This window comes from Pisciglobus halotolerans (assembly GCF_900113675.1).
In the GTDB taxonomy this organism is placed as follows: Bacteria; Bacillota; Bacilli; order Lactobacillales; family Carnobacteriaceae; genus Pisciglobus; species Pisciglobus halotolerans.
This window is the reverse complement of sequence record NZ_FOQE01000043.1, coordinates 1-12,077: the sequence shown is the minus strand read 5'-3', so window position 1 is coordinate 12,077 and position 12,077 is coordinate 1. Positions and strand designations below refer to the sequence as shown.

Below are 12,077 nucleotides of genomic sequence, written 5' to 3'. Positions count from 1 at the left end.
GTATGAACAAACGTATCGACGCTCTGTTTTCGCGGATCGTTTTTAGCAGATTGGATAGCTTTCGGCATTTTTTTTGAAAAACGCTTCTGAATACTTATGCTGGAAGTCTTTGGCATGGGATCGTGTTCTATTTTCCTTATAAACACGTGAGCCGGCTTCTGCCGAATAGCATTCGTAATAAGAGCGGTCATAAGCCATTTGGCGGACTTTTCCACGTCTTAATTCGCGGGAGACGGTTGACTGATCTACTCCCAGTTCCAACGCCATTTTTGTCTGGCTCAGTTTTCCTTCTTTAGCCATTTCTTCGAGTCTCCCGCGTTGGATATCAGATAAGTGTTTAGCCTGTTTGCGTTTTGTGTTAGAATGGTTATTGGTCATGTAGATACTCCTTACTTTGGTTTCGTCGCTTTAAAGTATACCGTATCTACATGGCTTTTTTATATTTTTTTCTTTATGCATTTCATTTTACAACTAACCTTTTTTTGGTGTCTTAGTAACTAACTTATTTTCAATAGCCAAAGTGAGAAAATTGGAAAATATATCAACTTTTGAAGCGGTAGACATACTTAGTTTTACGAAGTTTTTTTCTTTAAAAGCTTGTGCTTCATCTTTTCCAGATAAAAAGTCTTTAGGTTTAATATTATTCATTTTAATAAGACTTTCTATACGTGGATGACTAGCATATCCTTTAGTAAAACGCTGAGAAAAGAATTTAGCTAAGTCAATCTTTTTTTCATCTGGAATAATTGTTGGTTTACCTCCAAGAACTTCGTAACGATGTTCAATTGCTTTAAATCCATAATTCGAATCTCTCATGTTCCAATGAATCCAATTTTTATGCGAATTTTTTTCTACAAATATGAAAAATCGCTTTAACATCTCCTTCCCTAATTTATTGTATGCTGTATCAATATCTATAAAGTTAATTTTTTTGATTTCAGCAATTTTATGAATTGCAAAAAGATCAGTTTGTCCATCATCTAATTTTCTTACTGCTATTGATGTAATTCTTGGACTTTTCCCATTGTTATTATCATAAAAGCTTTCACAAGAATAATGAATAATTAAATAGTTATTCTTATTATGGTCAATTTTTTTTAATTGTTTTGAGGTTTCTTGATAATCATTATATCTAACCATCCTATCACCTTTCACTACAGTACTTTCTCAATTATATTAATAAAATTCAAGAAGTTAAGACAAAGATTTATACTAGAGGAGCATAAAATTAATAACGAACAAGAATAGCTTCAGTGCACGATCCAATAACATTTTTTACATAGATACCAAAACTTTGAATAATCTTTTGCGCTTCAGAATTTTTTGGAAAAGATAACTATTTCTTTAGGTCATCTTTGTTTTTACGCTTATTCTTATAATAGTTTTTAATAATGGTCTTGGATAAGCCTTCCATTTATCATTATAAATTTTAGCATTGAAGCATTAAAATCTTATTGCAACATAAGCAAAATTACTTAAAATATTGTTTTTTAATGTAATTAGAAATTGTTTGTAAATCAGGAAATAAATATTGCTCATTAATTCCAAGAACAGATAAATCTGCTCTTATTTGTTCTTTATATACTGACGGAATAATGTATCTTATATAATGATTTTCTTCTTTACTTTCTTTCTCATTTTCTGAGTATTTTTCTTTATATCTAAATTTTTCTATAGAATCTTTAACTGATTTATATCTTAAGTCGTCTTGCTTGCTTTCTGATGAATCTAACGAGGTAACAATAAAAGCACCACTTTGACGAACTATCCTCTCATTATCCAAAAAGGGTCTTATAAAAAAACTTTTTGTTAAATCTTGTGGATTAATGATAGGTTCAAAATCACCTACAGTTTGCCTTATTTCATGCAGTAGCAACTTAACAGCATTTTTCTTATTAAAATCTTCTATAATTTTCTCTTTCTTATTAGATGAATTCATTTTTTCCTTATAATCTATAACATCCTTATATAATTCATTTTTTTGATCTTTACTCTGAGTGGATAAAGAACATAAAATTTCTATAGTATCACTAAAATTTGTTTTTATATCTTTATGATTCTCATTAAATATTATAAACTCTCCATCATATTTATCATTCTGAGATACTGCAAAGTATAATCCAACTAAGGGATTTGAAGTAATATCTAATAACCTAGTAGGCGTTCCGTAATGTTGCATTTTTCTTAATATATCTATATGTCTACTGATTGAAGAAAAATCTTGAGGAGAAGTCGAAAGAATTTCATAGTATATTTCGCTTTCATGAATTCCCCAGTTATTTCTACAAATGCTTGGTAAAAGTGTGTAATTAACACTATCATGACCTCTATAATAGAATTCTTTCATATTATTTTTAAATTCAGCGAATACTTCTTCTGTTTCAATTTCTATTTCTTCTATTTTATGCATCCGCGAAATACGTTGTTTGTCAGTTTGTATTTCACTTTTGTAATGTGCTACTTTACTCAGAGCTTCATTTTTATTTTTTGTATGAAAATTTTCTAAGAGAAAAAATATATCGTTTATAATTCTAATTTCAATATTTTTTCTTATTAAATAGTACTTCTGAGGAATATTTGATAATACTTCTATTTGGCTCTTTTTTCTTCCACTTTTTGCTACTGGAGAAGAATTCTCAACAATTTTCTCATAACTTTTAATCTCGAATTTATTTTCATTTAACTGTTCGTTATTTCTTAAATAGTTGTCAATAAAATCCTTAGTTTTGATAAGCTCTTTAGTACTTTCATCGTGATTACTAGTTACTGTATCTTCTACTTCATGTTGAATAATAAAATCATCAATGCATACGATTCCATTGTATGATATTTCACTCTCTATTTTTCTTATTGCTTCTTCTACTTTCATTTTTTATCTCTTTTCTATAATTTAGTTTTATTCACTTGGCGAAACATTAAATCTTTCGTTTTCCAAGACTAGGGAGTAACTTAAGAATAATATTTACAATTTTCAAGGCTCTTATAAGTATTAGTAAACTTCAACTTGTATGTTTCAAATTCTTAATGCGTTTTTGAATATTTTTGCTATAACTATCAGCAGAGACAACAAAAGACCCTTATGATATAGCTTTATAAACTGAATAATTTTATTCAAATTCTTTAGTTTGCTATAAGTGTCTTCTAAATGTATAATAATGAGCAAATGATTTTTTTAACAATTTTCTAACAATTTAACACCCTAAAGTGAATCTTGGCTTACAACTGTTTAAGCTTAATCTATCTTGAACTTGATAATCAAGAATGGTAGTCTCTGCTGTCTATTAACTTCAAGTATAAGTTTGCTGATAATTTATAAGAAATGCCAAGTTCTTTTGCAATTTCTTCAGGTGTAGCTTTTCTACCTAAGTCACTTGATAATCTCTCAAATAATTCAATATAAGCTATTTCTCTTCTCTTTTGTTTTGCATTACTTTCTATTAAAGTTGCATCTGTTTTGTACATTCTATTAGAATTAAATTCTATTTTTTCTAATCTTCTACCTAATGAATCTATTTCTGATAAAACGACTTTAAGAGGGTCACTTTGAGTAGCCTCCATTACTTTCGCTTTAGAAACTGCCCTAGTAACAGGATTATCTAATTCTGACTCATTTGCCGATTGTATTTTTTTCTTTAATTCATTTTTTAACTCTCCAGATCCTTTGATAGTATCTTCATAAAAAATTGTTCTATCAGCAAGCAAATCGAAAGGAAGTTTAGTGTCGCTTTCACAAATCATTATACAAGGCTTTCCAAAAGAATGCCGGACTGCTAATTCATACATAACATTAGGATTCAACCCAGTTAAATTTACAATAACTAATTCTGAATTAACAATTCTTTCAAAAATCTGATCCGTTATAGAGCCTGGAGAATCTATAGTATGGGCTATTTCTATTTCGTACTCTAGTTCTTTTAGTATAGGTTTTAAGACATTTTCTTCTAAACCTTCTAATTTTTCATACTGTGAAGATTTTTTATCGCCTATTGGAGTAATATAAAAACATTTGTTCAATTATCATTTCTCCTTACTTTTAAATTTTTTTCTTATATACAATTATCGTATTAATTATATTCATTCGTTTCCCAAAAGCAATTGAGTTTATTGGGAAGGTTCTTTAAAATCCCACTTGCTTCTCGAACACTCCTTGAATATCCCTAACTCTTCCAATATTCCACTATTTTCTTTTTGGTACAATTCATTCTCTTCTTGTTTAATGTCCTGCTTACACTGTAGTTCAATCTCCTGCATGTCCAATCTTCTCAGTGCTTCTTCTTTTATAGAAATAGCTAAGTGTTGTTTTTTTAATTGTCTAATGTTATAGGAATCTTCTAAAATATCATCTCTTTCAATTAAAACAAGATTTCTTTTAGCTGTTACTGCTTCTGAAATTGTACTCCAGCCTGCTTTTGAGATAACAACATCACTCGCTGCAATATAGTTCTGTGTATCTAAAGTATTCACTGGTAACTGTACAACACGTGAACTTCCTAAAATCTTAATGCCGCTTGTTGTAAAAATTGTTCCTTTATAATTTTCAATAGTAATACTTTTTAAGCTAGCTGATTTACCACAAGTAATGAAAATGCTATCGCCATATTTCTCTTTTATTTTATTTATTTTTTCTAAATCAATATTTCGAGTAATAAAGTCAATTTTTTTACTAGGAACTTTCATTTCAGTCATCGGTAACGCTAAAGGATAGGTCATAAAAATATCTAAATTAGAATAAGCGTCTTTAAATGCTTCAATGATCGATTCCCTAACTCCTAAAAACTCATATTGTTCTACCCAGGTGAAATTAGAAATGCCTATTGTTTTTATTTTTAACTTTTTACCTACTAAAGCACCTATAGGACTTACATCATTTATAATACAATGAACACTAAGTTTTTTTAAAATCTCATATTCTTCTGCAACCACGGCTTCCCAACTATCTATGAATTTATTCAGAGATTCTTCAAGTCTTTTAACATCTACTTTCAAAGAATTTTGTTGATTGATAAGTCCAACGTCGGTACAAAGGTCAGTAAAAAGAACTCTATCTTTATATTTACTTAAGTAACTTTTTGCAAACTGATTTTGAAATTTCCCACTAGCTAAGTAAATAGAGTTTTCTGTTTTTTCTAGAATTTCTTCCATTATTGCTAAATTACGTGTCATATGTCCAAATCCATGAGAGGACACATAAAACGCTATCCACTTATCCCTCATTCTCACTTATTCCCCTTTTTCCCGCACAATATATTTAATACGTTTACCGTTGTTATTATACCACTAAACTAAAATATCGGTCATTAAAAAAAGTGTTGGTGAGTTATTTTCACCAACACTGTCTTCAATAGAAATTAGATAAGAGCTCTGTTTTTTACCAGACCCACTCAAGTTCCTTAACATCACTTTCTGTTAGCTCATTTCCAATTTGAACTTCAATTAAACGTAGATCAGTTATAGCTTTTATTGAATGTTTCTGGCCTTTCATAATATATGCTACATCGCCTCGTCTTACGTTGCGCACATGGTCATCAATAACAATATCACCGATTCCATCAACGATCGTCCAAATCTCATCTCTTACAGCATGTTCTTGATAGTTTAAAGATTCTCCCGATTTAATAAATAAGCTTTTTGTCAATGACGACTTACCATCTTCATAGTCAACATAGTCCAGAACCTTAGCTTCTCCCCACCCAGATTCTTCATATCTTGGCATCTTAGAGATATCATTTGTGTATTCTTTTAAATAGGAACTTTCATGCTTTTCAGAAACCAATATACCATCTGGACTTGCTGCTATCACCATATTTTTGGCTCCTAAAACTGTAATCGGTATATCAAGTTCATTTATAATATGCGAGTTTTCACAACTACCACTCATTAGAACTTTTCCGATTTTTTTATCATCCATGACTTCTGTTAAAGTATTCCAGGTGCCCAAATCTTTCCAAATGCCATCGTATTCAACCATAGCTATTGCAGATTCTTTTTCCACAATTTCATAATCAAAACTGATTTTTGGCAGCACTGAATATTGTTCTTCAACTTCTGCAAAACTATTAAAGGAAATATATTGTTTTAACTTATCCATTATATATCCAGCTTTAAAAGCAAATACTCCACCATTCCACATTGCGCCTTTTTCAATTAACTGCTGCGCATAATCTTCAGTTGGTTTTTCTTGGAATCCTTTTACAAGTCCGGTTTTGTTGTCAGGAATGATATAACCGTATTTTGCGGATGGATAAGTTGGCTTGATGCCCATTAGTCCGATATTTGCTTCTCTAGCAGCTACTTTGTTTTCAATTTCTTTGAGCAATGAGAAATATTCTAATTCAGCATATGGATCAACAGGAAGCACGACAATTACTTCATCTTCGCTCATACTTTTTTGGTAATAGAGATAAGAAGAAGCTAATGCAATTGCAGGAAAAGTATCTCTCCGTTCTGGTTCCAAAACAACATCTACCGTATTTCCAAGGTGATTGCAAATAGAATCTTCTTGATTCTTTCCCGTGGCTACTACGATGTCTGTATCAATTCCAGCTGTTTTTATTTGCTTATAGACTCTTTGTACCATAGATTCTGGTTCCCCGTTTTCGTTCTTTAATAACTTTAAAAATTGTTTTGAACGAATATCGTTTGACAAAGGCCATAGTCGCTTCCCAGAACCGCCTGACAATAGAATGATTTTCATATTGACCACCTTTCTTTTCAATTTTTTACATCTTAAACACTAATAGTTTCTTTAACTCCAACAATAAGACTTTCGAATTTCTCTCTGATTTGATCTAATTTATGTTGTGCCTTCACTTTATCTTTCTCTTTAATAGAGTAATAAACTTTAATTTTAGGTTCCGTTCCAGAAGGACGAACAGCTACCCAAGAATCATCTAAGAGAATAAACTTCAAAACATTTTCTTTTGGTAAGCTGTCTATCCCTGAACTATAATCAAGTACGGCTTTTGTACTTGGTATAAAAGAATTTTGTTGCTCTCTTAATTGAGCCATTAGCATTTGTATTTTTTCTGCACCGTCTTTTCCTTTTAGTACAAATGAATCTAAGGCATCTAAATAAAAGCCATATTTGCTATATAACTTTTCTATTCTATCAATTAAAGTTTCTTTATTAGCTTTATATACGCTTGCCATTTCACAGATCACACGTGCAGCCACGACAGCATCTTTATCTCTGGCATGAGTTCCTACCAAATATCCATAACTTTCTTCATAACCCATAACAAATTCCTGAGTTTGGTTATGATTAAATTCTGTCATCTTTTCTCCAATATACTTGAAACCAGTCAAAGTATTTAGTACATGTAATCCATGATCCAGTGCAACTTCTGCACCTAGATCATTTGTAACGATAGTTTTGATCAATGTAGATTTTTCATTTACTTCTTTACTCGAAAGAACAAAGTCAACTAATAAAGCACCAATTTGGTTTCCAGTTAATAATATATACTGATCTTCATGTCTTACTGCAACTCCAATACGATCGCAATCTGGATCTGTTCCAATTACGATGTCTGCTTTTTCTTTTTTTGCTTGTTGAATGGCCAAATTCAGTGCATCTCGTTCTTCTGGATTTGGTGAACGTACAGTTGAAAAATCTCCATCTGGCAGTTCTTGTTCCTTAACGACAGAAACAGAAAAATTATCCAAAGCTTTACGAACAGGAATATTTCCTGTTCCGTGCAAAGGGGTGTAAACAACTTTTAAATTTTTTGAATGATTTTGATCAATAGACTGTTTAGCAACTTCCTGGATAAAACAATCTAATACCTTTTCACCGATCCATACTAGAGAGTCAGAACTTTCACATTCAGCAAGATCAGCAGTTGGGATAGAACTAAAATCTTGAATCTTTTCTATGTAACGAATAACATGGTCTGCCTCACTAGGTACCAATTGCCCGCCATATTGATTATAAACTTTATATCCATTATATTCTTTTGGGTTATGGCTAGCTGTTATCACAATTCCTGCCGATGCTTTAAAATATCGAACGGCAAAAGACAGAACAGGCGTAGGCATGACATCTTCGAATAAATACACTTTGATGCCTTCTGCACATAATACTGAAGCTGCTGCTTCTGCAAATTCTTTCGAATGATTGCGAGTATCGTAAGCAATTACGATACTCTTCTTTTTTTCATGCATAGAATTGATATAGTGAGCAAGTCCTAATGTAGCTTTTTGAACAGTATACTGATTCATTCGGTTAGAACCCGCTCCCATTACTCCTCTTAAACCGCCTGTACCAAAGGATAAATCTTTATAAAAGCAATCTTCAATTTCCTTTTCATCATGAATATTCAGCAACTCATGACGCGTTTTTTCATCGAAGTTCAGCCATTGTTGATATTTTTCTTTATAATTCATTTTTTATCTCCTTTGCACTCAAGCATAGAAAAACAAAAGTTATCTTTCTACACGAACATCACTTGTCAAGAAATCTTGATAGGCAAGTTTGATACCGTCTTCTAGTTCGGTTTGGTATGTCCATCCAATAGTATTCAACTTCGTCACATCTAATAGTTTTCTTGGTGTCCCATCCGGTTTTGATGTGTCATGAACAATTTCGCCTTCGAAGCCGACAACTTTTTTTACCAACTGAGCTAGTTCACCAATTGTTAACTCTTTGCCAGTTCCTACATTAACCGTTTCGTTTCCAGAATAGTTGTTCATTAAGTATATGCTGGCGTCTGCTAAGTCATCTACATATAAGAACTCTCTCAATACCTTGCCAGTTCCCCATACAACAACTTCTTTATCCCCTTTTGCTTTTGCTTCATGGAAACGTCTAATTAGAGCTGGTAGAACATGAGAATTTTGTGGATGGTAATTGTCATTTGGACCATATAAGTTGGTTGGCATAGCACTGATATAGTTTGTTTCATACTGTCTATTTAAGTATTCACAGTATTTTAGTCCTGAAATTTTGGCTAAAGCATAAGCTTCATTAGTTTGTTCTAAAGCACCTGTTAGTAAACTATCTTCTCTTATTGGCTGTTCAGCTAATCGCGGATAGATGCAAGAAGAGCCTAAAAGAAGCAACTTTTTAACTTGATTATCAAAAGAGCTCTTGATGACATTCATTTCAATCATCATATTATCATACATGAAATCGGCTGGATAAGTATTATTTGCCATGATACCGCCAACTTTTGCTGCCGCTACAAATACATAGTCGGGTTTTTCTTCAGCAAAGAAACCTTCTACCTCTACTTGTCTTCTTAAATCTAATTCCTTAGATGTACGGGTAATAATATTGGTATAACCTTCAGCTTCTAACTTTCGAAGAATGGCTGATCCAACCATTCCTCTATGTCCAGCTACATAAATTTTTGCATCTTTTTCCATTTTAAAGACCCTTTCTTACTTTTTCGTTTTCAGCTAATTTTAAATCGTGTTCCATCATGATACCAACTAATTCTTCAAAAGAAGTTTGGCGCGGATCCCACTTAAGCAACTCTTTAGCTTTTGTTGGATCACCTAATAAGGTAACAACGTCTGTTGGTCTAAAGAAATCAGGGCTTACTTCAATCAGCACTTTACCAGTTGCTTTATCTATCCCTTTTTCATTAACGCCTTCACCTTCCCAGACCAGTTCAATCCCAGCATGTTTAAACGCTAGTGTAGAAAAATCTCTTACTGAATATTGTTCTCCTGTAGCAATCACAAAATCTTCTGGTTCGTCGTGTTGAAGCATCAACCACATGCATTGTACATAGTCTCTAGCATAGCCCCAGTCGCGCAATGAATCTAAGTTTCCTAAATATAGTTTTTCCTGAATACCTTTAGCAATTCTTGACGCAGCTAAAGTGATCTTTCGCGTAACAAATGTTTCGCCACGTCTTTCAGACTCATGGTTGAACAGAATACCATTTACTGCAAACATATTATAAGCTTCGCGATAGTTTCGTACAATCCAGAAAGCGTATTGTTTAGCAACTGCATATGGAGAATATGGGTAAAACGGTGTCGTTTCTTTTTGCGGCACTTCTTGTACTTTTCCAAAAAGCTCTGAAGTAGAAGCTTGGTAAATACGCGTCTTTTCTTCCAGCCCCAATTGATGAACTGCCTCTAAGATACGCAATGTTCCAACTGCGTCTACATCCGCTGTATATTCAGGTACTTCAAAAGAAACTTGTACATGACTTTGTGCTCCCAAGTTATAAATTTCATCTGGCTGAACTTTGCTAATGATTCTGTGAATGCTTAAAGAATCAGATAAATCTCCATAATGTAGATGGAACCGTTCATTCAAACTCAAGGCTTCTATTCTTTCATGGCGTTCAGTTGATGATCTTCGCTCGATACCATGAACCTCATATCCTTTTTCTAATAAGAACTCTGCTAAGTATGACCCATCTTGTCCTGTAACACCTGTGATCAATGCTATTTTATTCAAAGCAAATGCCTCCTCAAAATTTCTCTGATAGTGTTATGTAAGTATGCTTATTTTTCTTTGAAATACATACTTTTATAGTATAATCTCAAATCATAACAGAAGATATGGAAAAAATTGCTGAAAAATGGTATTATCTTGCTATAAAGGAGGCTATCAAATTGGAAAAAGAAAACAAAAGTAAAATACAGGAGCAACAAGAATATCTTTTTCAAAACTATGAAGCTTCTGAAGTAACAGATTCTTATCGAATTTTGTCTACTCCCAGTGCTTTTGCTAAAGAAAATTTATGGTATGTCCAAGAAGTGGGTACTCTTAAAAGCTTAAAACCACATACTAGCCAAAGAGAAAGTTTAGACTCTTTCCTTTTTATGATAGTGTTATCTGGAAAAGGTACTTTTACATATGATGAAAAGAAGAGTTATTTAAAAACCAATGACATCATATTTATAAACTGTCAAAAAAAATATTCCCATAGAAGCAGCTCAACTGATCCATGGGAATTGATTTGGGTCCACTTTAACGGACCACTTATCTATAACTACTATAAGTTATTTCAAAAAAAAAGAGGTTCAGTAATTTTCCATTCTGAATCCTCTCTTGCTTTAAAAGAAATCTTGTTACAATTAATAGAATCAGTTGCAAGTGAAAATCCTGACTCTGAATTATTATCCTCGCATCTTTTAAATACATTAGTTACAAAGTCTCTAACAATATCTGAACAGTCAATGAGAGATGATGTCAAAAGTAGCTCTAAAAAAATTTTTCAAATAAAAAAATACATTGATGAACATTTTAAAGAAAAACTTACTCTTGATAATCTTTCACACGACTTTTATGTGAGCAAATATCATATGTCTAGAGAATTTAAAACTACTTTTGGAACAACGATAAATAACTATATTATCAATAGAAGAACTACTTTAGCAAAAGAATTGCTGCGCTTTACTGATAAATCAATTGAAGAAATAGGACAAGAATGCGGGATTAACGACAACAGCTATTTCAACAAGCTATTCCAAAAAGTTGAAAAGCTTTCTCCTTCAGAGTACCGTAAGAAGTGGAGAGGGATAAAGTGAAAGTAGTCCCCTTTAGTGCCAAGGTTTTCTCGGTAATTTTTTTGATCGTAAAATACTCTGAGGAATCTTAACAACTATAGGTTATTTATTTTATTTGTTCGTTTTTTTGTTTTATAGACACTTGCTTATAGCGCTTGCTTTTCGTAAATCCTTGTCAAGGGGAACCCCATTTCTCTTGTCTAGAAACCACAAACATTTGTTACACGAATAGATCCCTGTTTAATTTTGTTCCAGCTAACGTATGGTTAAAACGTGCTACGATTTGACAATGAGCGTACGGAGCTTAAGATAGTCCAGCACCGCCATTACTCCTGGTAGGTGATTCAAGGTGCGCTCCTTACGGAGGCTCGTTGTCAAATCTTTTTCCTTTTATATAGTCCTTTATGCAGCCGAGTCGCTATCTAATATTCTAAAATAATCCTCTACAACTTGGTTGGGCGATTTAAAGTTATGATTTTGTTTCGCTATATTGTTGTATCTTGAATTATATCTGCGATGTTTTTTTTTAAATCTTCTTCTGATTTAAACAAATGCCGACTATAGAAACGCTCACCATCTATTCTATGAGAACGCTCGACGATTCC

Annotated in this window: 10 protein-coding genes; 1 reads left to right on the top strand and 9 read right to left on the bottom strand. The window is 32.4% G+C overall.

The window, feature by feature from the left end; translation table 11 throughout:
- Window positions 1–42: 42 nt before the first annotated feature.
- From BM057_RS10200 to gmd, 9 genes are all read right to left on the bottom strand, one after another.
- The gene (locus BM057_RS10200; RefSeq protein WP_092093524.1) at window positions 43–378 is read right to left on the bottom strand and encodes a helix-turn-helix domain-containing protein; all 336 of its coding nucleotides are present in this window, start codon (window positions 376–378) and stop codon (window positions 43–45) included.
- 93 nt (window positions 379–471) lie between these two features.
- Window positions 472–1,140, bottom strand: a complete 669-nt coding sequence (locus BM057_RS10195; RefSeq protein WP_092093521.1) for a hypothetical protein — start codon at window positions 1,138–1,140, stop codon at window positions 472–474.
- 331 nt (window positions 1,141–1,471) lie between these two features.
- The gene (locus BM057_RS10190) at window positions 1,472–2,869 is read right to left on the bottom strand and encodes an FRG domain-containing protein (RefSeq protein WP_092093518.1); all 1,398 of its coding nucleotides are present in this window, start codon (window positions 2,867–2,869) and stop codon (window positions 1,472–1,474) included.
- 386 nt (window positions 2,870–3,255) lie between these two features.
- Window positions 3,256–4,014, bottom strand: coding sequence for a hypothetical protein (locus BM057_RS10185; protein ID WP_092093516.1), 759 nt, complete (start codon window positions 4,012–4,014; stop codon window positions 3,256–3,258).
- Between the two features lie 87 nt (window positions 4,015–4,101).
- Window positions 4,102–5,214 carry a glycosyltransferase gene (locus BM057_RS10180; protein WP_092093513.1) on the bottom strand — a complete coding sequence of 371 codons (1,113 nt, stop codon included), beginning with the start codon at window positions 5,212–5,214 and terminating at the stop codon, window positions 4,102–4,104.
- 154 nt (window positions 5,215–5,368) lie between these two features.
- Window positions 5,369–6,694: a sugar phosphate nucleotidyltransferase gene (locus tag BM057_RS10175; RefSeq protein WP_092093511.1), complete on the bottom strand. Its 1,326-nt coding sequence runs from the start codon at window positions 6,692–6,694 to the stop codon at window positions 5,369–5,371.
- 32 nt (window positions 6,695–6,726) lie between these two features.
- A complete protein-coding gene (locus BM057_RS10170) occupies window positions 6,727–8,385 on the bottom strand; it encodes a phospho-sugar mutase (RefSeq protein ID WP_092093508.1) in 1,659 nt (552 codons plus the stop codon).
- A 39-nt stretch (window positions 8,386–8,424) separates the two neighbouring features.
- Entirely contained in the window at window positions 8,425–9,366 is a 942-nt protein-coding gene (gene fcl / locus BM057_RS10165) for a GDP-L-fucose synthase (protein WP_092093505.1), read from the bottom strand.
- A gap of 1 nt (window position 9,367) precedes the next feature.
- Window positions 9,368–10,417 carry a GDP-mannose 4,6-dehydratase gene (gene gmd, locus BM057_RS10160; protein ID WP_092093502.1) on the bottom strand — a complete coding sequence of 350 codons (1,050 nt, stop codon included), beginning with the start codon at window positions 10,415–10,417 and terminating at the stop codon, window positions 9,368–9,370.
- Window positions 10,418–10,575: 158 nt separating this feature from the next.
- Here gmd and BM057_RS10155 point away from each other — a divergent pair, with 158 nt between their 5' ends.
- Complete coding sequence (locus BM057_RS10155; protein WP_177186236.1) at window positions 10,576–11,493, top strand: AraC family transcriptional regulator; 918 nt, start codon at window positions 10,576–10,578, stop codon at window positions 11,491–11,493.
- The last annotated feature ends 584 nt before the right edge of the window (window positions 11,494–12,077 follow it).

Excerpts from the sequence above, each read along its gene's own strand:
- BM057_RS10175 (WP_092093511.1), bottom strand. The coding sequence starts at position 6,694 with ATGAAAATCATTCTATTGTCAGGCGGTTCTGGGAAGCGACTATGGCCT.
- BM057_RS10200 (WP_092093524.1), bottom strand. The coding sequence starts at position 378 with ATGACCAATAACCATTCTAACACAAAACGCAAACAGGCTAAACACTTA.
- BM057_RS10180 (WP_092093513.1), bottom strand. The coding sequence starts at position 5,214 with ATGAGGGATAAGTGGATAGCGTTTTATGTGTCCTCTCATGGATTTGGA.
- BM057_RS10190 (WP_092093518.1), bottom strand. The coding sequence starts at position 2,869 with ATGAAAGTAGAAGAAGCAATAAGAAAAATAGAGAGTGAAATATCATAC.
- fcl (WP_092093505.1), bottom strand. The coding sequence starts at position 9,366 with ATGGAAAAAGATGCAAAAATTTATGTAGCTGGACATAGAGGAATGGTT.
- BM057_RS10170 (WP_092093508.1), bottom strand. The coding sequence starts at position 8,385 with ATGAATTATAAAGAAAAATATCAACAATGGCTGAACTTCGATGAAAAA.
- BM057_RS10195 (WP_092093521.1), bottom strand. The coding sequence starts at position 1,140 with ATGGTTAGATATAATGATTATCAAGAAACCTCAAAACAATTAAAAAAA.